Origin of the sequence: Asanoa siamensis (genome assembly GCF_016862555.1) — a bacterium.
Taxonomy (GTDB): Bacteria; Actinomycetota; Actinomycetes; order Mycobacteriales; family Micromonosporaceae; genus Asanoa; species Asanoa siamensis.
Genome location: NZ_BONE01000050.1, coordinates 41,145 through 65,064, shown reverse-complemented (window position 1 = coordinate 65,064; position 23,920 = coordinate 41,145). Strand labels below are relative to the sequence as shown.

Genomic DNA, 23,920 nt, shown 5'->3' with positions numbered 1-23,920 from the left:
GCGTCACGTTGACAGCCTTACCCATGTGGTCAGGCGTTCACCAGGTTCTCGGTCGGCGTTCGCCTGTCGCCATGATCAATGTTCGCGCTGCTCACGCCTACTGGGCGCGAGTCAACCGCGAACAAGGAGTGAGCGATGGGAGAGACACCGAGCCGGCGTACGTTTCTGGCCGGCGCCGGTCTGGTGGGTGCTGGCCTGGTCGGGGCGGGTGCGGGCATCGGGGCGTTGAGCCCCGCGCCGGCGAGCGCCAGTGGTGGCAAGGTGGACCTGGAACGGCTCAGGTTCACGCTCGCCGTCATCCCGGACACGCAGTACCTCTTCGACCAGGACCGGGGCGACGCCGCACCGCTGACCGCGACGCTGCGGTGGATCCAGGACCGTCAGGCCGACGAGAACATCGTGTTCACCGCGCATCTCGGCGACATCGTGGAGAACGCGCTGGCGAGCGAGCTGGCCGCGGCGGGTGAGGTCTTCGAGATCTTCGACAAGCGGCGTACGCCGTACAGCGTGCTCGCCGGCAACCACGACATCAATCCCAACACGACCGACCAGCGTGGACCGAGCCCGTACCTCGACGTCTTCGGACCTGCGCGCTTTCGCAGGCTGACCACCTACCGCGGTGCGACGCCGGACGGCTACAACACTTACCACGTGTTCCAGGCCGCCGGCCGCGAGTGGCTCGTGTTCGCGTTGGACTGGCGCCCGTCCGACGCCACTCTGGCGTGGGCGAAGAACGTGCTGAAGGCGCACCCGCGTACCCCCGCGATCCTCACCACCCACGACCTGGCCGCTCCCGGCGACGCCGGTGTCGCCGCGATGTCCGCCCACGGCCAGCGGCTCTGGGACGGGCTGATCAAGGACAGCGACCAGATTTTCCTGACGCTGAACGGCCACTACTGGCCGCCGGCGCGGACCGTGCTGCGCAACGCGGCGGGTCACGACGTGCACGTGCACATCACGAACTACCAGGACCGCTACTACGGCGGCGGTGCGATGGTCCGGCTCTACCACTTCGACCTGGCCCGCAACACGATCGACGTCGAGACGGTCTCGCCATGGGTGCTCGGACAGGCGCCGGAGAAGCGCAACGAGCTCGAGCAGCGCGAGATCGAGCTGACCGACCCGACCAACCGCTTCAGCCTGGGCATCGACTTCGCGGAGCGGTTCGCCGGCTTCGCCCCGGTGGCGCCGCGTCCGCCGCGCGGGCTGGCCGCGATGCTGACCAAGGGCACGGTCGCGTACTGGCGGTTCGACCAGGGTCGCGCCGACGGCACGCCGGTGCCCGAGGGTTTCCGGGTGCTGGACCTGTCGGGCAAGGGCAACCACCTCGAGCGGGTCACGATCGCGGGCAGCGCGCCGGAGACGCTGCGCTGGTCGGTGGAGCACGACGGGGACCAGCCGGCGCACGCGAGCCTCTTCTTCGACGGTGGCAAGAAGCCGGCCCGCGGTGCCTACCTGCGTACGATCGACGGCGCGCCCATCAACGACGCGACGTTCGCCAACGGCTACACGATCGAGGCGTTCGTCAAGCTGCCGGCCGACGTCCGCGGGACCAACCACGCCTGGATGAGCATCCTGAGCCGGTTCGGCGCGGGCGCCGACGCGGGCAAGACCGGCGGCGACCCGGCCGAGCCGATCGCCACGCTGGGCATGTCGGACGGCATGGCGCTGCAGTGGGCGGTCTTCCCGCTCACCGTCGACGGCATGTCGACCAACTGGGGCCACGAGATGCGCGCCGACGAGTGGTTCCATGTCGCGGTGGTCAACGACGGCCGCGTCACCACCCTCTACGTCGACGGCGCCGAGCTGCTGCGCAACCCGTCGACCCCGGCAAAGGGCCTGGCCACCTCGCACGAGCCGTGGTTCCTCGGCGCCTACCACTACGACCGCATCGTCGAGTCGGCCTTCTACGGCTGGATCGGCGACGTCCGCATCGCCGACCGCGCGCTCCCGGTCGACAAGTTCATGCGTGCCTGATCCACGCGCCGGCGCCGGGCCCGTGCGGGCTCGGCGCCGGCGGTGGCCTAATCGGGGTGGAGCGGCCATGATCTTCAGTCATGCGACGTTTCGAGGGACGGGTGGCGTTGGTGACGGGGCGGCCCGCGGGATCGGGCGGGCGGTCGCCGCGCGGTTGGGCGCCGAGGGTGCCGCGGTGGCGCTCGTCGATCGTGACGAGGCGGCCGTCGCCGCTGCCGCCGAAGAGATCGGTGGGCTCGCGCTGACCTGCGACGTGACCGATCGGTCCACCGTGGATGCTGCCGTGGCGGCGGTCGTCGCGCGGTACGGGCGGTTAGACGTGTTGGTGAACAACGTCGGCGTTTCGCTGGGTACGCCGTTCGAGGCGATCGACGCCGCCGCGTGGCAAGAGCAGGCCGGGCCGACGCTGCACGGTGCGGTGGGCTGCGTACAGGCGGCTCTGCCTCATCTCTTGGCCGCGCCGGCCGGTGGGAGTGTCGTGACGATCGGCTCGGTGAACGGGCTCGCGGCCTTCGGCGACATCGTCTACTCCGCCGCCAAGGCCGGGCTGCAGAGCCTCACCCAGAACCTCGCCGTGCTCTACTCGCGGCGTGAGCTTGCCCGCCGGGGGTCCGACTCGAAGGGGATCCGGTTCAACCTCGTCGCGCCGGGCACCGTGCGGACCGCCGCGTGGGGTGAGCGGCCCGCGTCGCTGGACCGCCTCGCCCGCCAGTATCCGGCCGGCCGCGTCGGCGAGCCCGAGGACATCGCGGCGGCCGTCGCGTTCCTCGCCTCCGACGACGCGTCCTGGATCACCGGCATCGTCCTCCCCGTGGACGGCGGCGCCATGACCGGCCCGCTCAGCTTCGACGACCTCGTCAACGACCGCTAACCGACGACGCGGAAGAACTTCTCCCAGGCGCCGATCGCCGTGCGGTTGGCGATCAGAGGGCCGGCGCCCGCGCGGTCGGCGGTGACGTAGGCCCCGTTCGCGTTCGCGCGCAAACTGATCGTGCCGTCCGCGTTCGTGAGCACCGTGAACCTCTCCCAGGGGCCGACCGCCGTGCGGTTGGCGACCAGCGGGGCGGTGCCGCGGCTCTCGGCGGTGACGTAGCGGCCGTTCGCGCGCGACCGGAACGCGACCATGCCGCCGCCGGCGTCGACCTGCTCGAACTGCTCCGCCGCGCCCAGCGCCACGCGGTCGGCGACCAGCGGCGCCGCGCCGGCCGTCACGTAGCGGAGGTTGGCGTTGGCCAGGAAGCCGACCACCGTCGGGCGGACCACACGGAACTTCTCCCACGCGCCGATGGCCGTGCGGTTGGCGATCAGTGGGGCGGCGCCGGCCCGCTCGGCCGTGACGTACCGGCCGTTGACCGTGGCGCGCAGGCTCGTCGTACCGTCGGCGTTGTCGACGACCTGGAACCTCTCCCACGCGCCGATCGCGGCGCGGTTGGCGATCAGCGGCGCCGCCCCGGCCCGGTCCGCGGTCACGAAGCGGCCGTTGACCCGGGACCGCAACGCGACCAGCCCGCCGCCGATGTCCAGCAGGTCGAACCGCTCCCACGGGCCGGCCGCGGTGCGGTTGGCGATCAGCGGGGCGGCACCGGCCCGGTCCGCGGTCACGTACCGGTTGTTGACAGAAGCCACCAGGTTCACCTCGGTGCCACCGACGAGCCGGGCGAGCGCGGCGTCGTCGCCCTTGAACACGTCGAGGTCGGGCGACGACCAGGCCGAGCCCGGGATCGGCGCGCCGGCCGCGTGCTGCCAGATCGCGAACGAGGGCCAGCCCGGCGGCAGCGGCGGCGGGTTCTGCGAGTAGTTCGCGATGAACAGCGGATGGGCCGCGAACCGGGAACTGTTGCCCGTACACGGATTCCACCAGTTCGTGTTCGTGTAGATCATGGCCGGCCGCCCCGTGCGCGCCGCGATCTCCGACACGAAGTCCTGGATCCAGGCCACCATCTGGGCCGGTGTCAGGCCGTAGCAGTCACCGACACCCCAGTCGGACCTTGGCCACTCGATGTCCAACATGGGCGGCAGGGTGCGCCCGTCGGCCACGTAGGGCGCGTGCGCGAGCAGCACCCCGGCCTGCTGCCGGCCGCTGCTCTGATCGGGCCGGGCCCGGTGGTACGCGCCGGCGTACAGCCCGTTGGCCCACGCACCGGCCAGGTTGGTGGCGAGGAACGGGTCCGGGTTGTTGTTGGGCACGACCCGGCCGTCCTGCTCGCTGGCCCGGATGTAGGCGAACCGCGCGCCGCCCCGCGCCAGCCCGGCCCAGTCCAGCAACGGCCCCTGGAAATAGGAGACGTCGACACCGGTGATCGGATAGCCGGGCGGCACCGGGAGAGCAGCCGCCTGCCCCGGCACCACCAGCCCGAGCACCACCAGCGCCACACCCACCGCGACCGCGACACCCCTGCGCACCATGGCCCCTCCCCCACAGCCCAGAGTCCTCCGCCCGGCATCGACGCTCAAGGGCCCCTTTTCCCGGCGGGCGAAGGCGAAGCATCCTCGCCGAAGCGCGCGAAATGCGCCAGCAGGCTGGCCGCGACGCGCTCCGGCACCTCCTCCGGCAGCCAGTGCGAGACACCTTCGAAGACCTCGGACCGGTACGGGCCGCGGACGTACCGGCCGCAGCGCCGGGCGGCCGCGCGGGAGACGAACCGGTCGCCGTCGCTCCAGGCGAACAGCGTCGGCACGTCGATCGGGCCGGTCCTCCGCGCGCGCAGGGCGGCCCGGTACCAGGCGAGTGGACCCCGGATCGTGGCCGGATCCGCGGCCCGCGCGGCGTACCGGTCGGCATGCTCCGCGCTCAGGCCGCCGCGGACCAGCGCGGCCCGCAGGCCGGCACCGCCACCCCGGCAGAGCACCCGTTCGGCCAGCCGCGGCACCTGGAAGGCCGCCACGTACCAGGAGCGGACCGCCTGACCGCCGGTGAGCAGCGCCCGCGCGTACGCCGCCGGGTGTGGCACCGACAGGCAGGCCAGCGAGAGCAGCCGGTCCGGGTGGTGGCCCGCGAGATGCCAGGCGACCGACGCGCCGAGGTCGTGGCCGACGAGGTGGAACCGCCGCGCGCCGGCCGCGTCGGCCAACGCCAGCACGTCGCCGGCCAATTGCGGCAGGGTGTACGCGGACCGCTGCGTCGGCCGGGCCGCCGGGGAGTAGCCGCGCTGGTCCGGGGCGACCACCCGGTACCCGGCCGCGGCCAGCGCCGGCGCCACCCCGTCCCAGCAGCGCCGGTCCTGCGGGAACCCGTGCAGCAGCACCACGAGCGGGCCCGGCCCGCCGGCGGTGTCGGTGACGGCGAACGTCAGGCCGTCGTTCGTGAAGCGCATCCTGCCGTTCATGCTGCACCCGCTGTCGGAAATCCGCGCGCCGTCCGCCCTTCGTGCGATTGCCAGCGGACGCGTGCGGGGTGCAGGTTTGCAGGGTGGACGGGCAGCGTAAGGCGCTGATCGTCGCCATCGACGAGTACGAGCAGGAGGGGCTGCGACGGCTGTTGTCGGCAGCCGCCGACGCCGACGCGCTCGGCCGCGTCCTGGGCGACGCCGAGATCGGCGGGTTCGACGTGCGGGTGGTCCGCAACGAGCCGTCGTACGTCGTCAACGGCCACGTCGAGGACCTGTTCTCCGACGCGCGCCGCGACGACGTGCTGCTGCTGCACTTCTCCTGCCACGGGTTGAAGAACGAGGCCGGCGACCTCTATTTCGCCGCGACCAACACCCGGCCCGACCGCCTGGGCTCCACGGCGGTGGCGGCGGCCTTCGTCGAGCAGGCGATGCGGCGCTGCCGGTCGCGGAGCATCGTGCTGCTGCTGGACTGCTGCTACGGCGGCGCGTTCGGCCAGGGCGTGGCCGTGCGGGCGGCCGGCGACGTCAACGTCCTCGACAGCTTCGGCGGGCCCCGGCTGGGCGGGGGCCGCGGCCGGGCGGTCATCACGGCGTCGAGCGCCATGGAGTACGCCTTCGAGGGCGACCATCTCGCCGACGAGTCGACCCGCGCACCGTCGGTCTTCACGGCGGCGCTCGTCGAGGGCCTGGAATCCGGCGACGCCGACCGCGACGGCGACGGTCTGGTCTCGCTCAACGAACTCTACGACTACGTCTTCGACAAGGTCCGCGCCCGCAACCCCAACCAGACCCCGAGCCGCGACGTCGAGGTGCAGGGTGAGCTGTACGTGGCCCGCAGCCGCCACCGCCGCGTCCGGAACGTCCCGGCAGACCTGCACGACGCGGTCACCGACGCCAACATGTTCACCCGGCTCGGCGCGGTCACCGAACTGCGGTCGCGCCTGGTGGGCGAGGACCTGACCGCTGCGACCGCCGCGTTCGAGGCACTGCGGGAGATCGCCGAGACCGACATCCCGTACGTCGCCGATCCCGCCAGGAAGGCCCTGGACGAGGTCGCGATCCGGGTCGTTCCGAAGGAGATCCACCTCGGCACCGACAGCGGGCTCGTCATGTTGGCCGGGCCGCCGCTGGCCCGGGCCTGCACGGTCCGCGCGTCGGCCGACTGGATCTGGGTGATGGAGACCGGGTCGAGCTTCGTGGTCATGCCGTGGCCCGGCGCGGAGGCGGAAGCGCGCGGCTCCATCACCGTGTCCGGGCCCACGGGCGAGGTCGTGCTGCCGGTGTACGGGACACCGACGCCGCATCCGCCGGAGCCCACGACAGCCCCGACGCCGCCGGGCCCCACGGTCACGGGAACCGCGCCGTCGACGGGCGGGCAGGCGGCGGTCGCGGCCCGACCGGCGCCCGCACCGGCACCGGCGCCCCCGTCGGCGTCGCCCACAGCCGCGCCCGTCATTCCGGCCTCGCGATCACCGCGGGCCGACGAGTCCAGGGATGCGCCACCGGCCCGACCCGGCCGTCACCTGTCGTTGTGGCTCGTCGCCGCGTTGCTGGCCGGGGTCGCCGCGCTCATCGTCGTCAACTGGCCCGTCGACGGGCGGCTGTCGTGGCGGGACGACGATCCCGACACCGGCTGGCGGATGTTCCGGCGCGCCACCGACCCCTACATCGTCGGCTCGTTGCTCGCCCTCGGTGGAACGCTGACGGCCGCGCTGAGCAGGGGCGCGACCAGGCGGTTCGGGCTAGGCGTCCTCGCCGGTGGCGGGCTGTTCCTCGCCGGCATCGGGCTGATCATCCTGCTGGGCGGCGTCGCCGACGACCAGACCTGGGCCTGGTCCGTCACCGTCCCGGTGGCCGCCGCGCTGGTCGCGGCCGCGATCCTCCAGGCCCGGCCGATCGCCCTGCGCGCCCGGCCGGCGAACCCGCTCGCCACCATCCTCGTGGTCGTCGGCGGCGGGTTCGCCGTCGCGCACATCGCCGTCGGCCTCAACGGCGTCACCTGGCTCGGTGTCACCAGCGGCGTCGGCGTCGCCGGGCCGCCCGCGGTCACCGCGCTGGCCCTGCTCGCCCTGTTCGCCGCCGACGAGCCGACCCGCGCGTTCCTGACCGTGGCCGTCGGCACCGACGTGCTGCTCAGCGCCCTCGACAACGCGGAGAGCTGGTCCAACGGGCTGCACTCCGCGTTCGTCCTCGGCATGACCGGCTACGCCCTCCTGCTGGCCGGCCTGGGCCTCGGCGCCACCCGACCGATAGGCGAAGCGACCGGTGTGACGGCAGCGACCCGCTAGGCCCGCTGGAGCCGGTTGGCGAGCCAGGCGACCGCGAGCGGGTAGCGGTAGTCGATGCCGCCGTGGGCCGCCGGGAACAGCTCGAACGCGATCTTCTCCGACGGGACGCCGACGCGTTCCAGGCCCGCTTTGAACGCCTCGGCGCCGAGGTCGAGGAACCACTCGTCGCGCGTACCCGCGTCGATCCAGACCGCGCGCAGGGAGCGCACCTCGTCCGCGTACCGGTCGATCATCCGGATCGGGTCCCAGGCCAGCCAGCGGTCCCACAGCTCCGGGATGATCTGCCCCGAGCGGGTGTCGACGGGCAGCCGCGGGGTGCCGTCGGGGTCGGCGGAGAACGCCGCCGCGCAGCCGAGCACCAGGCAGAGGAGCATGTCCTCCTCCTTGGTGAACGCCACCCGGCTCTGGAAGTCCTTCCACCACCGCTGGATGTCGTGGTCGTAGTCGCGCAGCGACCGCACGGCCTTCGCGAACTCGTTGAGGTAGCAGTATTCGTAGAGGGAGTCGCCCGCGTGGGTGGCGAGCGCGCCGAACAGGTCGGGGCGGAGCATCGGGGTGATCATCGCGCCGAAGCCGCCCGACGACTTGCCGGAGATGGCGCGCGACTCGCGGTCGGCGATGGTCCGGAAACGGGCGTCGACCCAGGGCACGACCTCGTCACAGAGGTACGAGTGGTAGCGCCCCGTGCCGGGCGAGTCGACGAACTGGGAGCCACCGTACGCGGTCCACGCGTCCACGTAGACCAGCACGCAGCCCGGCGCCTGGCCGGACGCGAACACCTGGTCGGCGGTCACCACGAAGGGCTGCCGGAACGGCTGCTGGTTGCCCCACATCTCGACCTGGCCGCTGTAGCCCTGGATCACGTAGATGCTGGGGTACCGCTGCGACGACTCGTCGTAGCCGGGTGGGGTGTAGACCCAGAGCGGCCGGACGTACGGGTCACCGAGGGGGTTGTCGCGCAGCAGAGCCGACTCGATGGTCTCCTGGTGCAGCGTGCCCGCGAGGTTGTCAAAGCTCATGCCGTCTACTTCTATCAGGGCAGCGGCGTGACGACGATCGACCGGTGGCTGAAGAAGACCGGCACGCGTGAGCCGCCCTCGACCCGGTACTTCGCCGTGAACGTCGTCGCGCCGGGCCGCAGGCCCTCCAGCACCGACGTCGAGGCGACGGGTTGGGTGACGGTGAACGGGCCGCGGGTGCCGCTCAGCGACAGGAACGACCGGGCCGCGCGGTCGAGGCTCGGCGGCAGGTCGTTGGCACCGGACGCCGCGAACGACATCGCGCCCGCCTGGGAGAGCACGGCGTCCTCCGTCGACCCGTACTCGATGGTGGCGCCGACGGTCACCGCACACCGCCCCGACCGCCCGATCGACACGGTCACGGTCGGCCCCGCCCGGGCCAGGTCGACGAACTCGTCGGCCTCCCCCGCCGGGTCGACCACGGTGACGCTGGCGGCGGCCGGGCTCAGCGGGTCGGGCGCGGTCAGGGCCACGGCACCGTACGCGCCCACGCCACCGGCGACGAGCCCGCCCAGCGTCCCCAGCAGCACCTGCCGCCGCGACCACCGTGCGACGGCCGGGTCGGCGGCCGCGTCCAGGCGCGGCGGTGGTTCCCCCGTCAGGTCGATCATCAGTCGATGCGTCCGATCGGTTCCCGCTTCTCGGCCTGGAACGTGTCCTCGGTGCGGCCGCGCGCCCAGTAGCCCGAGATCGAGATCGACTCGCGCGGGACGCCACGGGTACGCAGCACGGCGCGGACGGCCTTCACGGACTCGCGCTCGCCGTGCACGAACGCCTGGACGCCGTCGACGGGCCAGTGCCCGGCGTCGACGGCGCGGGCGAGGAAGCCGGTGTCGGCCGGGTCGGGGTTGACCAGCCAGTCGAGGGTGACCTGCTCGGGACACTTCAGGTCGAGGATGTCGGCCGGGCTCTCGATCTCGACGAACGCGGCGCCGCGGGCGTGCCCCGGCATGGCCTCGAGCGCCGCGGCGATGGCGGGCAGCGCGGACAGGTCGCCGGCGAGCAGGTGCCAGTCGGCCGCCGGATCCGGCGCGTACGCACCGCCGGGTCCGGACAGGACGAGCCGGTCGCCGGGCACGGCCCGCATCGCCCACGGCGCCGCCACCCCGGTGTCACCGTGCGTGACGAAGTCGATCGCCAGCCGGTGGGCGGTGCGGTCGACCCAGCGGACCGTGTAGGTGCGCACCACGGGCAGTTGCCCCGGCGGCAGCGTCGCCCGCAGGGCCGCGAGGTCGTACGGCGGCTCCAGGTTGAGGGCCGGATCGACGAAGAGCAGCTTCACGTACGCGTCGGTGTGGCCGTTGCCGCCGAACTTGGCCAGCGACTCGCCGCCGGCGACGACCCGCACGATGTGCGGGGTCAGCTGTTCGGTCGACTCCACCGTCAGCACGAACTGACGGCGCGGCTGCCGCTCCGGCGCTGCTGCCATGGCGTATCCCTTCGGCGGTCACATCCCGTTAGGCAAGGCTACGCTCCCACGAACCGGCCGGACCTGCGTACCATCGGCAGTGGTGTCTGTCGATGTGTGGAGGTCCGCGATGAAGCGGCTGGCTCTTGTCACCTTCGTGCTCGCCTCCCTGCTCGTCGTGCCGGCCGGCCCGGTGGCCGCCGCGCCGGCAGGGCCGCGGCAGGTGATCGCGAACCTGTTCGAGTGGAACTGGCCGTCGGTGGGCACCGAGTGCACGACCTTCCTCGGCCCGCGCGGCTACGGCTACGTGCAGGTCTCCCCGCCGCAGGAGCACGTGCGCGGGCAGGAGTGGTGGGTGGCCTACCAGCCGGTGAGCTACCGCATCGAGTCGCGCAAGGGCACGCGGGCGCAGTTCGCCGCGATGGTCAACGCGTGCCACGCCGCGGGCGTCAAGGTGATCGTCGACGCGGTCGTCAACCACATGGCCAACGAGGACAAGACGGGGCCGGGCTGGGCCGGGTCGGCCTGGAGCCACTACAACTATCCCGGTGTCTACCAGGTCCAGGACTTCCACCACTGTGGACGCAACGGCAACGACGACATCAGGAACTACGGCGACCGGTACGAGGTGCAGAACTGCGAGCTCGTCAACCTCGCCGACCTGGACACGGGCGCGTCCTATGTGCGGGGGCGGCTCGCGGCGTACCTCAACGACCTGCTCAGCCTCGGGGTCGACGGGTTCCGGATGGACGCCAGCAAGCACATGCCGGCGGCCGACATCGCCAACCTGAGGTCCCGGCTGTCCCGGCCCGCCTATCTGGTCCAGGAGGTCATCTTCGGCGCGGGTGAGCCGATCACGCCGGGCGAGTACACGGGCAACGGCGACGTGCACGAGTTCCGGTACGGCAAGGACCTGGCCCGGATGTTCCGGTCGGAGCGGCTGGCGTACCTGCGGGACTTCGGCGAGGCCTGGGGCTACCTGCCGACCGGGTCGGCGGCGGTGTTCGTCGACAACCACGACACCCAACGCGACGTCGCCGGCGTGCTCACCCATCGCGACAACGGGATCTACGCGCTGGCCAACGCGTTCATGCTGGCCTGGCCGTACGGGTCGCCGACGGTGATGTCGAGCTACGAGTTCTCCTCGCGCGACCAGGGGCCGCCGTCGGACAGCGCCGGGCGCACGCAGAACAGCACCTGCTTCAGCGGCGGCTGGCGGTGCGAGCACCGCTGGCAGGTGATCGCGAACATGGTCGGCTTCCGCAACGCGGTCAACGGCCAGCCGGTCGTCAAGTGGTACGACAACGGCAACAACCACATCGCCTTCGGCCGCGGCTCGGCGGGCTACCTGACGATCAACGACGAGGACGGTGCGGTCAACGGCCGCTCGTACGACTCGAACCTGCCCGCGGGCCGCTACTGCGACGTCATCCACGGCGAGCGCAGCGGCAGCACCTGCACGGGCCCGACGATCACCGTCGACGCGGGCGGATGGTTCAGCGCGAACATCGCCGCCCACGACGCGGTGGCGCTGCACATCGGCGCGAAGCTCCCCTGATCCCGCGCGGTGGATTGCGACAGACCTGTTGCCACACCGTTTAATATCCTAGTAAATCTATAGAATTTATTGACTTCATGAACCCGGCTCGGGACAGTGGATGCGGGCACCTTCCGTGTCCACAGTAGAGTCCCGAGGAGCCAGCCTTGCCAACGCGATCACGGGCCGTGCGGATCAGGCGGTTCGGCGGACCCGAGGTGCTCGAGGTCGTCGACGTCGAGCGACCCGCGCCGCCGGACGACGGCGTCGTCATCGAGGTCCGGGCCGCCGGCGTCAACCCGGTCGACACGAAGGTGCGTCGCGGGCTGCGCGGCAACGGCCCCCTGCCGATCGGGCTCGGGTCCGACGCGGCCGGCGTGGTCGTCGCGGTCGGTCCCGCGACGACGCGCTGGACGGTCGGCGACGAGGTGGTCGCGCGCGGGCTGACGGGGGCGTACGCGACCCACGTCGCCGCCGGGTCCGCGCACCTCGTCCGCCGGCCGCCGGCGCTGGGCCACACCCAGGGTGCCGCGATCGGCGTCCCGGCCGGCACCGCCTACCAGGTGCTGCGTTCCCTCAAGCTCACCGAGGGCGAGGCGCTGCTCGTGCACGCCGGCTCGGGCGGCGTCGGCCAGGCCGCCGTCCAGTTCGCCCGGCTGTGGGGCGCCACGGTCGTCGCGACGGCCCGCCCCGCCAACCATGACCGGCTCCGCGCGCTCGGCGCCACCCCGGTCGCGTACGGCGAAGGCCTGCTCGACCGGCTTCGAAGGGTCGCTCCGGGCGGCTTCGACGCCACCCTCGACGCGGCCGGCACCGACGAGGCGCTGCTCACCTCGCTCACGCTGACCCGCGACCCCGACCGGATCGCCACCGTCGTCGCGGTCGAGCAGGCCGCGACCCTGGGCATCCGGGCGTTCAGCGGCTCGCGCCCTGGCTGGCTCTCCGACGAGGAACGCGCCTGGCGGGCCGAAGCCCTCCAGGTGACGGTCGACCTCGCGCGGCAGGACCGGTTCAGCATCGAGATCGCCGCCGGCTATCCCCTGGACGCGGTCGCCGAGGCGCACCGCCACAGCGAGACGACGCACGTCCGCGGCAAGATCGTGCTGGTGCCGTGAGCGCCGGGCAGCGCCACGTCGGCGACTCGACGCTGGTCGTCTCCGAGCTCGCCGTCGGCGCGGCGCCGTTCGGCAAGGCCGGCCGGATCCACGACGGGCAGCGCGGCGTCGACGCGATCGTCCACCGCGCCCTCGACCTCGGCGTCACGCTCTTCGACACCGCCGAGTCCTACGGCGACGCGCCCGGTGCCAGCGAGGAGCTGCTCGGCAACGCCCTGGCCGGTCGGCGGGACCGCGCGGTCATCTCGACCAAGTTCCGCGCGGGCGGACGCGACGAGGTCCGGCGGGCCGTCGACGCCTCGCTGCGGCGGCTGCGCACCGACTGGATCGACCTCTACCAGATCCACACGCCCGACCCGACGACGCCGATCGAGGAGACCCTCGCCGCGCTCGACGCACTCGTGATCGCCGGCAAGATCCGTTTCGCGGGCAGCTCGAACTTCGCGGGCTGGCAGGTCGCCGACGCGGAGCACGTCGCCCGGGCCCGCGGTTACCGCGGGTTCGTCTCCGCGCAGCACGAGTACAACCTGCTCTGGCGTAAGCCCGAGGAGGAGATCCTGCCGGCCGTCAACGCGTACGGGCTGGATCTGCTCGCCTATTTCCCGCTGCAGAACGGCCTGCTGACGGGCAAGTACCGGCGGGACGTCGCGCCGGCCGACGGCAAGGTGACCCGTTTCAAGTCCCACCTGCTCGACCACGCGTCCTGGGCCGAGCTCGACCGGTTCAGCGCGTACGCCCGCGACCGTGGCCTGACCGAGGTGCACCTGGCGTACGGGTGGCTGCTCGGCCAGCCCGGCGTCAGCAGCCTCGTCACCGGGGTCACCAGCGTCGCCCAGCTCGACGCCAACGTGGCCGCGGCCCGGTGGCGACCCTCCCCGGCCGAGCTGGTCGAGATCGGCGCCCTGTTCACCACCCGCCTGAGCGGCCGACCGGGCCGCCACGACAGTCACCACGCACCGGCCCCGGCGCCGGCCTGACCGAACGGATCGACATGCCCAGACCCCTCCGTACCCTGGCCGCCTTCGCCCTGGTCCTGTCCCTCGCCGCCTGCGGCCTCGACGACGTGGAGCCCGGCGCCGCCTCCGCCGCCGGCCGGGACCGGGTGCTGGTCGGCACCTCCGGCGACTCGGCCGGCACGCAGCTCGCCTACAACATCGCCCGGGCCGAGGGCTACTTCGCCGCCGAGGGCATCGAGGTCGAGGAGGTGCAGGTCAACGGCGCCCCGCTGATCCTCCAGGCGCTCATCAACGACCAGGCCAACGTGGGCTTCCTGTCGCTGTCGACCGCGCTGCAGGGGCGCGAGCACGGCAAGAACATCAAGCTCGGCGCCGCCGTGCAGATCACCAACGACTGGACGCCGATCATCTCGGTCGCGTACCTGCGGAAGAAGGGCATCGACCCCGCCGCGTTCGTGAAGCTGCCGCCGCGCGACCGGCTGGCCCAGGTCAAGGGCAGCGTGTGGGCGGTCAACGCGGCCGGCGGCCTCTACGAGCGGGCGACGGCCTACCTCGCGGGGCACTACGGGCTCGACCCCGAGCGGGACATCGAGATCATCCCGCTGGACCAGGTCAACCAGGTCGCCGGCGTGAAGAACGGCTCGGTCAACGTCTGGCTGGCCAGCCCGCCCAACAACCACCTGCTGGTCACGTCCGGTGACGCGGTCGAGCTGCTGACCCACGACGAGATCGTCGCCGAGACGCCGCTGGTCGCCAACGCCCGATCGGCCGAGACGATCATCAACGCGGACTGGGCCGACCGGAACAGCGAGGTCGCGAAGCGGTTCTTCAAGGCCTACCAGCGGGGCGCGGAGTTCGTGGTCGCGCATCCGGTGCCGGAGATCATCGCCTCGCTCGGCAAGGTCTACCCGGACCTGTCGGACGCCCGGATCACGGCGATCGTCGAGGCCAACAAGAAGAACACGCCGCCGGACAGCCGGCACTCGACGGAGGCGATCGCGGCCCAGGTGGCGTTCGCGGTCGCCAGCGGCAACATCAAGAAGACCTTCACGGTCGAGGAGGCATACACCGACGCCTATCTGCCTCCGGTCGCGCCATGACCGTCCTCACGGAGGCCGCGCCCGTCTCGGCGCCGCGCCCGCCACGATCGAAGGCCCCACTGGTACGCGCGGCGCAGCACACGGCCGTCGTCGCCGCCTTCCTGGTGCTCTGGCAGGTGGCCTCCGGCCGGTGGATCGACCCGCTGCTGGTCACCGACCCGCTCTCGGTGGGGCGGCAACTGCTGGAGTGGGTCCAGGACGGGCGGCTGGTCTTCCACCTGTCGTTCACGCTGCAGGCGCTGCTGATCGGCTTCGTCGCCGGCTCGGTCGCCGCGTTCCTGCTCGCGGTGCTGTTCACGGAGCTGCCGCGGTTGGGCCGCTTCGCCGAGACGTACATCATCGCCTTCAACGCGATCCCGAACATCGCGCTCGTGCCGATCTTCATCGTCTGGTTCGGGTTCGGCATCGCGACGAAGATCCTGATGGCCTACCTGACCGCGTCGTTCATCGTGTTCATCGCGGCGTTCCAGGGCCTGCGCAACACCGACGCGCGCTATCTGGAGCTGGCCCGGATCCTCGAGGCCAGCCGCTGGCAGGTGCTGGTCAAGATCCGGCTCTGGGCGGCCCTGCCGTTCCTCGCCTCCGCGTTCAAGATGGCCCTGCCGAAGACCGCCCTCGCCGTGGTGATCGCCGAGTTCCTCGGCTCCAACCGCGGCGTCGGCTACCTGGTCGTCCGGGCCAGCAACCTGCTCGACATCCCGGCCCTGTTCGCCGCCGTCGTGGTGCTGACCGCGCTGGTGCAGGTGCTCTCGCTGGTCGCCGCGTTCGTCGAGACGCGGCTGCTGCGGTGGATTCCCAAGGAGAAACGATGACCACTGTCGTGGCGCCGGCGGCGCCGGACGTGCGGGGCGGGTCGATCGCCATCCGCGGGTTGGGCCACGCCTTCGGCACCGTCGAGGCGTTACGCGACGTCGACCTGGACATCGCGGCGGGCGAGTTCGTCTCGTTCGTCGGCACCAGCGGCTGCGGCAAGTCGACGCTGCTGAACGTCATCGCCGGGCTGCTCACCCCGACCAGCGGCACCGTCACGATCAGCGGTGCGCTGCCCCGGCGGGCCTACATCACGCAGGACGACCGGTTGCTGGCCTGGCGCACGGCGCTGCAGAACGTCGCGTTCCCGCTGGAGCTGCACGGCGTGCCGAAGCGGGAACGGCTGGAGCGCGCCCGCGAGCTGCTGGCCCGGGTCGGGCTGGCCGACGCGGTCGACCGCCGGCCGCACGAGCTCTCCGGCGGGATGCGGCAGCGGGTGTCGATCGCCCAGGCGCTGGTCTACCGGCCGGCCGTGCTGCTGATGGACGAGCCGTTCGGGGCGCTGGACGCCTGGACCCGCGAGGCACTGCACGAGGTGCTCCTCGACGTCCGCGCGGAGCTCGGCACCACCACCGTGCTCGTCACCCACGACGTGTACGAGGCCCTGAGCCTCTCCGACCGGGTCGTCACCCTGGCACCGCGCCCCGGCCGGGTGCTGCGCGACCACTCCTTGCGCGACCACCCCAGCCCCCGCGACCTGCGCTCGGCGGCGCTCCTCGACCTGCACGAGACCATCCGGGCCGACCTCGGCTTCACGCACTCCACGAAGGACACTCCATGAGCGACGATCGACGACACGTGAAGCTGGGCTTCTCGATCTGGGCCAGCGGGTTCCATCCCGCCGGGTGGCGACTGCCGGAGGCGAACGCGCACGGCACGTTCGACCGGGCGTTCCTGCGGCAGACGGCCGAGACCGCCGAGCGCGGCAAGCTCGACTTCTACTTCATCGGCGACCGGGTGGTCGGGCTGCCCGCCTCGCAGCACGAGGCGCCCAACGAGGTACTGCGCCCGGAGGCCCTCACCACGGCCGCGTTCGTCGCGGCGGTGACGAGCCGGATCGGCATCGTGACGACGGTGAACACGACCTACGCGGACCCGTACACGATCGCCCGCGCGACCGCGCAGCTCGACCACCTCAGCGACGGCCGGATCGCCTGGAACATCGTGACGGGCAAGAACGAGGAGGCGGCCGGCAACTTCGGGCGCGCGTCGCACTGGGACGCCACCAAGCGGTACGAGTGGACCAGCGAGTTCGTCGAGGTCGCCCGGGCGCTCTGGGACAGCTGGGAGGACGACGCGCTGGTCGCCGACAAGACCGGCGGCACGTTCGTCGACGAGCGCAAGGTGCACCGGATCGACTACCGCGGGCAGCACTTCTCCGTCGACGGGCCGCTCAACATCGCCCGTCCGCCGCAGGGGCACGTGCCGATCCTGCACGCCGGGTCGTCGGAGGAGTCCCACGAGTTCGGGGCCAGGTACGCGGACATCCGGTTCGTGCTGCTCAAGGACACGCCGGAGGCGAAGGTCTACTACCGGGAGACCAAGGGCAGGCTCGCCGCGTACGGGCGGACCGAGGACCAGCCACTCGTGGCCGGCCTGCCTGTCTACGTGGCCGAGACGGCGCGGGAGGCCCACGCGAAGTTCCGCGAGATCCAGCACCTGACGGTCGCGGAGGCCCGGCTGGAGCCGCTGTCGGCGGCGCTGGGGGTCGACCTGGCCGGCCAGCGGCCGGAGGCGCCGATCGACGAGGTGCCGGCGCTGGCGGGGCTGACCGGGCGGCCGGCGCTGATCCTCGACCGGGCGCGGCACGCCTACGGCGACGCGTCGCCGACGCTGCGGGAGGTGGCGCTGTTCCTCAAGCGCACGCACGGGAAGCAGGTCGCGGTCGGGTCCGGCGCGCAGGTGGCGGACTACATCGAGGAGCAGTTCCGCGAGCGTACGGTCGACGGGTTCATCCTGTTCCCGCCGTACCTGCCGGGGCCGCTGGACGCGTTCGTCGACCTGGTCGTGCCGGAGCTGCAACGACGGGGGTTGTTCCGCACCGAGTACGGCAGCGAGCGGACCTTCCGCGAGTTCTTCGGGCTGCGCAAGCCGGAGAACCAGTTCACCGCCGCCGCCATGGCCGCGGCATGAGCGCCGTGTTCGTCTCCGCGGCCGCGCTGGCGGCGTCGCCGCGGCCGCCGGTGGTCCTGCACGTCGGCGACGGGCTCGGCGGCCGGATCCCGGGCGCGGTGACGGTCGACCTCGCCGCCCTCCAAAGCCCGCCCTCCACTGTGGATGGCAAGCGTCCGCTGCCGTCGATCGAGGATCTGCAGGCGTCGGCCCGCTCCTGGGGCATCTCGCGGGATTCCACTGTGGTCGTCTACGACGCCGTGGGCGGGACGCGGGCGGGGCGCGCGTGGTGGGTGCTGACGTGGGCCGGCCTCGCCGACGTGCGGCTGCTGGACGGTGGTCTGGCGGCCTGGTCCGCCGCCGGGCGGCCGGTCACCGACGCCGCGCCGGCGCCCGTCCCGGGCGACGTGGTGCTCTCCCCCGGGCACCTGCGGGAGTTGGACGCCGAGCGGTCCGCGGAGTACGCGGCCGCGGGCCGGCTCTTCGACGCGCGGGGCGCGGAGGCGTTCGCCGCCGGCCACATCCCCGGCGCGATCTCGGTGCCGACCCGCGACAACCTCGACCACGCCGGCCGGCTGCTCCCCGAGCCCGTGCTGCGGGCCCGGTTCGCCGCCTTCGACATCGACGGCCGGCGCCCCGTCGGCCTCTACTGCGGCGGCGGCGTCGCGGCCGCGCACCAGGCCGCGGTGCTCGCCTCGCTCGGCATCGAGACAGCCCTGTTCGTCGGGTCGTTCTCCGCGTGGTCGGGCGACCCGGACCGCCCCGTGTCCCGCACCCCCGTCCCGGAGGTAACCCGATGACCGCCACTGACGACCTGATCGCCAACGCCACCCGCTACGCGGAGAGCTTCGACAAGGGCGACCTGCCGCTGCCGCCCGCCCGGCAGGTGGCGGTGCTCGCGTGCATGGACGCGCGGCTCAACCCGTACGGCCTGCTCGGTCTCGCCGAAGGCGACGCCCATGTGATCCGCAACGCCGGCGGAGTGGTCACCGCCGACCAGCTCCGTAGCCTCGCGATCAGCCAGCGCCTGCTCGGCACCACCGAGATCATCCTGATCCACCACACCGACTGCGGGATGCTGACCTTCACCGACGACGGGTTCAAGGCCGGCATCCAGGCCGAGACCGGGCAGAAGCCGGCGTGGGCGGCCGAGGCGTTCACGGACCTCGACGAGGACGTCCGCCAGTCCATCCGGCGGATCGAGGCCGACCCGTTCATACCGGTCAAGAACTCGATCCGCGGGTTCGTCTACGACGTGCACACCGGCAAGCTGCGCGAAGTCTCATGACCGCCACTCCCGTGCGACCGTCCACGGTGGATGGCGAGCTGTTCCGGCGGCTGCACGCCGCCGGCGTGGTGGTGGTCACCGCACCGGGTGACCCGCCGGCCGGGTTCACCGCCACGTCGTTCACCTCGGTGTCGCTCGACCCGCCGCTCGTCGCGTTCAGCCTGTCCCGCACCGCGTCGGCCTGGCCCGCGGTGTCCGCCGCCGACCACGTGGCCGTGCACGTGCTCAGCGCGCGGCAGGAGCGGGTGGCCCGGACCTTCGCGACGAGCGGCATCGACCGCTTCGCCGCGCACGGTGACTGGCGGACCGGTCCCGAGGGGGTGCCGTTGCTGGGCGGCGCCCTCGTCCAGCTGGTCTGCCGGGTGGCCGGCCAGGTGACCGCGGGCGACCACACCATCGTCCTGGCAACGCCGTTGACCGGCGGATACGCCGAATCCGGCGGGCGCCCGCTGCTCTACCACCAGGGCGGCTACGCGGACCTCCAGCACCGCTGGACCCAATAGTCCATCTAATTAGTAGGACATGTGGGTTTGATCACGTTCGGTTGAGGAACCTCCGACGCACCCGGCACGGTGGAGGGCCTTGGACCCGCGTGTGGCGGGTCCATCGCCACGTCTACAGAGAGAGTCGGTCGACAGAGCCCGTGATCCGCATCGACGGGGTACGCCGGACGTACCGCAGTCGCGGTGGCGACGTCGAAGCCGTAGCGGGCGTCGACCTTACTGTACGTGCCGGTGAGATCTACGGAGTGCTGGGCCGCAGCGGTGCGGGCAAGAGCACGCTGCTGCGCTGCGTCAACCTGCTGGAGCGGCCCGACGCCGGGACCGTCACGGTCGACGGCGTCGACCTGAGCACCCTGCGCGAAGCCGACCTGCGCGCCGCCCGGCAGCGGATCGGCATGATCCACCAGCACTTCGCGCTGCTCTCGTCGCGGACCGCGGCCGGCAACGTCGCGTTCCCGCTCGAGGTCATGGGGGTGCCGCGCCGGCAGCGGGCCGCCCGCGTCGCCGAACTGCTCGACCTCGTGGGCCTGGGTGACCGCGCCGACGCGTACCCGGCCCAGCTCTCCGGCGGCCAGAAGCAGCGGGTCGGCATCGCCCGCGCGCTGGCCGGCGAGCCGAAGGTGCTGCTCTCCGACGAGGCGACATCGGCGCTCGACCCCGAGACCACCGGCTCGATCCTCACGCTGCTGCGCGACCTCAACCAGCGGCTCGGCCTGACCATCCTGCTGATCACGCACGAGATGGAGGTCGTCAAGCGGATCTGCGACTCGGTCGCGATCATGACCGACGGCCGGATCACCGAGGCCGGGCCGGTGCACGAACTGCTCGCGAAACCGGACTCGGCGCTCGCCCGCGGGATCTTCCGGCTGGGCCCGCCGCCGGCGCTCGACGACACCACGGTCGTCGACGTGACCGTCGTCGGCGACGACACCCTAATCTCCGACCTCGCCCGCACCCACGACGTCGACGTCCGCATCCTCGACGGCGCCGTCGAGACGCTGGCCGGCGGCCGGGCGGGCCGGCTGCGGCTGGCCCTGCCGGGCACGGCGGCGGCGAACGCGGCCGCGCTCGACCACCTGCGCGCCGCGGCGGTCGCCGTGGAGGTGCACCCGTGACCTGGTCCGAGATGGTCCCGCTGCTGTGGGAGGCGACCAAGGAGAGCGCCTACATGGTGCTCGTCGCCACGCTGCTCACCGCGGTCGGCGGCCTGCTCGTCGGCGTCGCGCTCGTGCTGACCGACCGCGGCGGGCTGCTGGCCGCCCGCCCGGTCAACGCGCTGCTCGGCCTGGTCGTCAACGTCGGGCGGTCACTGCCGTTCATCATCCTGCTGGTCGCCATCATCCCGTTCACGCGGGCGATCGTCGGCACCACGATCGGCACGTCGGCCGCGATCGTGCCGCTGACCGTCGGCGCGATCCCGTTCTACGCCCGGATCGTCGAGACCGCGATCCGCGAGGTCAGCCGCGACGTCGTCGCCGCGGCCCGGGCGATGGGCGCGTCCCGGCGGGAGATCGTCGTCAAGGTGCTGCTCCGCGAGGCCCGGCCCGGGCTGATCGCGGGCCTGACCATCACCGTCGTCGCGCTGGTCGGCTACTCCGCCATGGCGGGCGTGGTCGGCGGCGGCGGGCTCGGCGACCTGGCCATCCGCTACGGCTACCAGCGGTTCGAGACCGGAATCATGATCGCCACCGTCGTGCTGCTCGTCGTCTTCGTGCAGCTCGCCCAGATGCTCGGCGACCTCCTCGCCAAGCGTCTTTCCCACAAATAGAAGGGCTCCACCGTGCGTCGCACCATCGCCACCGTCCTAGCCACCGCCGGCCTCGTCCTCGGGCTGGGCATGGCTGCCTGCGGCTCGGACTCGGACGCCGCCCCCGCCTCGGCGGACGCGCCGCTGAAGGTCGGCGTCAGCCCCGTCCCGCACGGCGAGATCCTCAAGTACGTCTCGGACAAGCTCGCTCCGGCCGAGGGCCTGAAGATCGACATCGTCGAGTTCAACGACTACATCCAGCCGAACGTGGCCCTGCGGGACAAGCAGCTCGACGCCAACTACTTCCAGCACATCCCGTACCTGGAGGAGGAGGTCGCGTCCAAGGGCTACAAGTTCACCCCCCTGAAGCCGGTGCACATCGAGCCGCTGGGCGTCTACTCCAAGAAGATCAAGAACCTGGCCGACCTGCCTTCCGGTGGAATCGTCGCCGTGCCGAACGACCCGTCGAACTCCGGCCGCGCCCTGAACCTGCTGGCCGCCAACGGTGTCATCACGCTCAAGGACGGCGCGGGTGTGAAGGCCACCGAGGCCGACATCACCGGCAACCCGAAGAACCTGAAGTTCGAGCCGCTCGAGCCGGCGCAGCTTCCGCGCAGCCTGGACGACACCGCGATCTCGGTCATCAACGGCAACTACGCCATCGAGACCGGCCTCACCCCGGCCAAGGACGCGCTGGCGCTGGAGAAGGGCGAGAACAACCCGTACGCGAACCTGGTCGTTGTCCGCACCGGCGACGAGAACGACCCGCGCATCGTGAAGCTCGAGAAGCTGCTGCACTCGCCCGAGGTCAAGAAGTTCATCGAGGACAAGTACGCGGGCTCGGTGCTGCCCGCCTTCTAGACGCGCGCGGCCGGTCGGGCGCACGCCGCGCGGTTATGCTCTGCAACCGTGGAGCTGGAACCGCGTAACGAGCCCGACCGGCTACGGGTCTCCGACCGGGAGCGGGAGCAGATCGTCGAGTTGCTCGGCCAGGCGACGACCGAGGGCCGGCTGACGCTGGACGAATACACGGAGAGGGTCGGTGCCGCGCACGCCGCCCAGACGCGCGGCGAGTTGGCCCGGGTCACCGACGACCTGCCGGTGGCCGCCGCCCCGCTGCCCGTCCAACGCCCCGGCGCGGCGCCGGTGAGCACGGCCCAGGAACGCCTGGTCGCGGTCTTCGGCAACGAGACCCGCAAGGGCCACTGGATCGTCCCGGCCCACCTGGAGGCCCGCTCGGTCTTCGGCGACTGCCACCTGGAGATGCAGGAAGCGCAGTTGCAGGCCCAGGTCACGACGATCGACGCGACGGCGGTCTTCGGCTCGGTGACCATCTTCGTCCCCGAAGGGGTCGAGGTCCGCATGTCGGGCCGGGCGGTCTTCGGCAGCAAGGAGTCGAAGCTGCGCGGCACACCCCCACCGGGCGCCCCGGTGCTCGACGTCCGCTGCAACGTGGTCTTCGGCTCGGTGACCGTACGCCTGCCCAAGCGCCGCTGGTTCTCCGACTAGGAAAGCTGGCGCGCCGCCGCGGCGAGGGTCGTGGCGGCGAAGTCGGCGAGGTCCGGCTCGTCGTTCAGGTCGCGGCGGGCGATGACCCAACCTGCGGTCTCGCTCAGTCCCGGTCGCAGCGACTGCTCGGAGAGCAACCGCCGCAGCGCCTTGCCGACCTCGTCGCGGCGGGGCAAGGAGTCGGCGCCGGCCCGGTCGGCCACCGCCCGGAACCGCGCGAGCACGACGATCAGCGCGTCGTCGGCCGGGAACGTGACGTCGTCGAAGTCCATGCCGTCGAACTCCGCGTAGCGGAAGTCGCTCGACTCGAACGTGACGCGCCGCAGGACGACGGGCGGGTGCTCCCCCGCCCGGCCGCGGCCGAGGAACCGCGCCTCGTTCAGGGCGCCGGTGAACCGGCAGTCCACGAAGGCGCAGCCGGTGAAGTCGACCTTGGCCAGGGCCCCGAACGTGACCTCGGTGAACGTGCTGTGCTGGCCGGTGAGGCGCCTGGTCTTCGCCCGCGACAGGTCGATCGACGACCAGCCGGCGTCGGCGACGATCGCGTCCCGCAGGTCGGCCCGCGCCAGGCTCGACCCGACGACGGAGCCACCGGAGAACACGGCCCGGGAGGCGTCGACGTGGTCGAACCGGCAGTCGCGGAAGTGCACGTTCCACAGGTGGGCCGAGGACAGGCAGCCGTAGCTGAGATCGACGCCGTCGACCCGCGCGTCGCGGGCGTCGAGGCCGCCGGCGGGGAGGCCACGCAGGTCGAGTCGCCCGTCCACGGTGGGCAGTCCGAGGTCGGCGAGGGACGAGCCGTCACCCAGCCGCCGAAAGACCTCCTGCGCGGTCTCCCAGCCGACACCGACCCGCCAGCGGTCGACCAGATCCCTGCGCAACACATCGACCACCATAGCGGCGCCGGGGCGAAGGGCCGGCCCGCGGGCCTGGCCCTTCGCCGCGGTCGTCAGGAGAGGCCGACCGTGATCTTCCATTCCTGGAGCTTGCGGTCCCTGGTCACGTCGAGCTGCGTGTACGGGTCCTGGTCGACGAGCGCCTGCGCGGCCCCCAGGTCGGCGGCGGACAGCACGATGACGCCGCCGCTGAGGTCGGCGAGGGGCCCCGCCAGCACGAGCGAGCCGTCCGCCTTCAGCTTGTCGAGGTGCGCCAGGTGGTCCGGGCGGCGCTCCGCGCGCAGCGGGGTGTCGTTGTAGCCGTACGTGAGGAGGAAGTGGGCCAT

Annotated in this window: 24 protein-coding genes; 17 read left to right on the top strand and 7 right to left on the bottom strand. The window is 72.3% G+C overall.

The window, feature by feature from the left end; genetic code table 11:
* Window positions 1-135: 135 nt before the first annotated feature.
* Together Asi02nite_RS27280 and Asi02nite_RS27275 are read left to right on the top strand one after the other, a co-directional pair.
* A complete protein-coding gene (locus Asi02nite_RS27280; protein ID WP_203716778.1) occupies window positions 136-1,977 on the top strand; it encodes a LamG-like jellyroll fold domain-containing protein in 1,842 nt (613 codons plus the stop codon).
* Window positions 1,978-2,044: 67 nt separating this feature from the next.
* On the top strand, window positions 2,045-2,848 hold the full coding sequence (locus Asi02nite_RS27275) for an SDR family NAD(P)-dependent oxidoreductase (RefSeq protein ID WP_203716777.1): 804 nt from the start codon (window positions 2,045-2,047) through the stop codon (window positions 2,846-2,848).
* On the opposite strand, the gene Asi02nite_RS27270 is transcribed toward Asi02nite_RS27275, so the two are convergent.
* Both Asi02nite_RS27270 and Asi02nite_RS27265 read right to left on the bottom strand, forming a co-directional pair.
* Window positions 2,845-4,383, bottom strand: coding sequence for a GH25 family lysozyme (locus Asi02nite_RS27270; RefSeq protein WP_203716776.1), 1,539 nt, complete (start codon window positions 4,381-4,383; stop codon window positions 2,845-2,847). The genes Asi02nite_RS27275 and Asi02nite_RS27270 overlap by 4 nt on opposite strands.
* A gap of 44 nt (window positions 4,384-4,427) precedes the next feature.
* Window positions 4,428-5,291, bottom strand: a complete 864-nt coding sequence (locus Asi02nite_RS27265) for an alpha/beta fold hydrolase (protein WP_239127139.1) — start codon at window positions 5,289-5,291, stop codon at window positions 4,428-4,430.
* 95 nt (window positions 5,292-5,386) lie between these two features.
* On the opposite strand from Asi02nite_RS27265, the gene Asi02nite_RS42415 reads away from it, so the two are divergent.
* Window positions 5,387-7,594 carry a caspase family protein gene (locus Asi02nite_RS42415; RefSeq protein ID WP_203716774.1) on the top strand — a complete coding sequence of 736 codons (2,208 nt, stop codon included), beginning with the start codon at window positions 5,387-5,389 and terminating at the stop codon, window positions 7,592-7,594.
* Here Asi02nite_RS42415 and Asi02nite_RS27255 read toward each other — a convergent pair.
* From Asi02nite_RS27255 to Asi02nite_RS27245, 3 genes are read right to left on the bottom strand one after another with little or no spacing between them, the layout of a single operon-like run.
* Window positions 7,591-8,613: an alpha/beta hydrolase-fold protein gene (locus tag Asi02nite_RS27255; RefSeq protein ID WP_203716773.1), complete on the bottom strand. Its 1,023-nt coding sequence runs from the start codon at window positions 8,611-8,613 to the stop codon at window positions 7,591-7,593. The two genes, Asi02nite_RS42415 and Asi02nite_RS27255, sit on opposite strands and share 4 nt — an antisense overlap.
* A gap of 14 nt (window positions 8,614-8,627) precedes the next feature.
* The gene (locus tag Asi02nite_RS27250) at window positions 8,628-9,224 is read right to left on the bottom strand and encodes a hypothetical protein (protein ID WP_203716772.1); all 597 of its coding nucleotides are present in this window, start codon (window positions 9,222-9,224) and stop codon (window positions 8,628-8,630) included.
* Window positions 9,224-10,042 (bottom strand): siderophore-interacting protein, encoded by an 819-nt coding sequence (locus Asi02nite_RS27245; RefSeq protein ID WP_203716771.1) that lies wholly within the window; start codon window positions 10,040-10,042, stop codon window positions 9,224-9,226. Before Asi02nite_RS27245 ends, Asi02nite_RS27250 begins: the two co-directional genes overlap by 1 nt.
* A 109-nt stretch (window positions 10,043-10,151) precedes the next feature.
* Here Asi02nite_RS27245 and Asi02nite_RS27240 point away from each other — a divergent pair, with 109 nt between their 5' ends.
* The 14 genes from Asi02nite_RS27240 (at window position 10,152) to Asi02nite_RS27175 (ending at window position 22,698) form a co-directional block, all read left to right on the top strand.
* Window positions 10,152-11,579 (top strand): alpha-amylase, encoded by a 1,428-nt coding sequence (locus Asi02nite_RS27240; protein WP_203716770.1) that lies wholly within the window; start codon window positions 10,152-10,154, stop codon window positions 11,577-11,579.
* Window positions 11,580-11,725: 146 nt separating this feature from the next.
* Window positions 11,726-12,673, top strand: a complete 948-nt coding sequence (locus Asi02nite_RS27235) for a quinone oxidoreductase family protein (protein ID WP_203716769.1) — start codon at window positions 11,726-11,728, stop codon at window positions 12,671-12,673.
* A complete protein-coding gene (locus tag Asi02nite_RS27230; protein WP_203716768.1) occupies window positions 12,670-13,650 on the top strand; it encodes an aldo/keto reductase in 981 nt (326 codons plus the stop codon). Before Asi02nite_RS27235 ends, Asi02nite_RS27230 begins: the two co-directional genes overlap by 4 nt.
* Window positions 13,651-13,664: 14 nt before the next feature.
* Window positions 13,665-14,729, top strand: a complete 1,065-nt coding sequence (locus tag Asi02nite_RS27225; RefSeq protein ID WP_203716767.1) for an ABC transporter substrate-binding protein — start codon at window positions 13,665-13,667, stop codon at window positions 14,727-14,729.
* On the top strand, window positions 14,726-15,541 hold the full coding sequence (locus tag Asi02nite_RS27220) for an ABC transporter permease (RefSeq protein ID WP_203716766.1): 816 nt from the start codon (window positions 14,726-14,728) through the stop codon (window positions 15,539-15,541). The genes Asi02nite_RS27225 and Asi02nite_RS27220 overlap by 4 nt, the downstream gene beginning before the upstream one ends.
* Window positions 15,538-16,320 (top strand): ABC transporter ATP-binding protein, encoded by a 783-nt coding sequence (locus Asi02nite_RS27215; RefSeq protein ID WP_203716765.1) that lies wholly within the window; start codon window positions 15,538-15,540, stop codon window positions 16,318-16,320. The genes Asi02nite_RS27220 and Asi02nite_RS27215 overlap by 4 nt, the downstream gene beginning before the upstream one ends.
* Window positions 16,317-17,672: an NtaA/DmoA family FMN-dependent monooxygenase gene (locus tag Asi02nite_RS27210; protein WP_203716764.1), complete on the top strand. Its 1,356-nt coding sequence runs from the start codon at window positions 16,317-16,319 to the stop codon at window positions 17,670-17,672. Before Asi02nite_RS27215 ends, Asi02nite_RS27210 begins: the two co-directional genes overlap by 4 nt.
* Window positions 17,669-18,451, top strand: coding sequence for a sulfurtransferase (locus Asi02nite_RS27205; RefSeq protein WP_203716763.1), 783 nt, complete (start codon window positions 17,669-17,671; stop codon window positions 18,449-18,451). The genes Asi02nite_RS27210 and Asi02nite_RS27205 overlap by 4 nt, the downstream gene beginning before the upstream one ends.
* Window positions 18,448-18,939 carry a beta-class carbonic anhydrase gene (locus Asi02nite_RS27200; protein WP_203716762.1) on the top strand — a complete coding sequence of 164 codons (492 nt, stop codon included), beginning with the start codon at window positions 18,448-18,450 and terminating at the stop codon, window positions 18,937-18,939. Before Asi02nite_RS27205 ends, Asi02nite_RS27200 begins: the two co-directional genes overlap by 4 nt.
* The gene (locus tag Asi02nite_RS27195; RefSeq protein WP_203716761.1) at window positions 18,936-19,442 is read left to right on the top strand and encodes a flavin reductase family protein; all 507 of its coding nucleotides are present in this window, start codon (window positions 18,936-18,938) and stop codon (window positions 19,440-19,442) included. The genes Asi02nite_RS27200 and Asi02nite_RS27195 overlap by 4 nt, the downstream gene beginning before the upstream one ends.
* A 140-nt stretch (window positions 19,443-19,582) precedes the next feature.
* Window positions 19,583-20,557: a methionine ABC transporter ATP-binding protein gene (locus Asi02nite_RS27190; RefSeq protein WP_203716760.1), complete on the top strand. Its 975-nt coding sequence runs from the start codon at window positions 19,583-19,585 to the stop codon at window positions 20,555-20,557.
* Window positions 20,554-21,210, top strand: coding sequence for a methionine ABC transporter permease (locus tag Asi02nite_RS27185; RefSeq protein WP_239127138.1), 657 nt, complete (start codon window positions 20,554-20,556; stop codon window positions 21,208-21,210). The genes Asi02nite_RS27190 and Asi02nite_RS27185 overlap by 4 nt, the downstream gene beginning before the upstream one ends.
* A gap of 12 nt (window positions 21,211-21,222) precedes the next feature.
* Entirely contained in the window at window positions 21,223-22,050 is an 828-nt protein-coding gene (locus tag Asi02nite_RS27180) for a MetQ/NlpA family ABC transporter substrate-binding protein (RefSeq protein ID WP_239127136.1), read from the top strand.
* 48 nt (window positions 22,051-22,098) lie between these two features.
* The gene (locus Asi02nite_RS27175) at window positions 22,099-22,698 is read left to right on the top strand and encodes a DUF1707 SHOCT-like domain-containing protein (protein WP_203716759.1); all 600 of its coding nucleotides are present in this window, start codon (window positions 22,099-22,101) and stop codon (window positions 22,696-22,698) included.
* Here Asi02nite_RS27175 and Asi02nite_RS27170 read toward each other — a convergent pair.
* Window positions 22,695-23,582, bottom strand: coding sequence for a pentapeptide repeat-containing protein (locus tag Asi02nite_RS27170; RefSeq protein ID WP_203716758.1), 888 nt, complete (start codon window positions 23,580-23,582; stop codon window positions 22,695-22,697). The genes Asi02nite_RS27175 and Asi02nite_RS27170 overlap by 4 nt on opposite strands.
* Before the next feature lie 65 nt (window positions 23,583-23,647).
* Window positions 23,648-23,920 carry a YciI family protein gene (locus Asi02nite_RS27165; protein WP_203716757.1) on the bottom strand — a complete coding sequence of 91 codons (273 nt, stop codon included), beginning with the start codon at window positions 23,918-23,920 and terminating at the stop codon, window positions 23,648-23,650.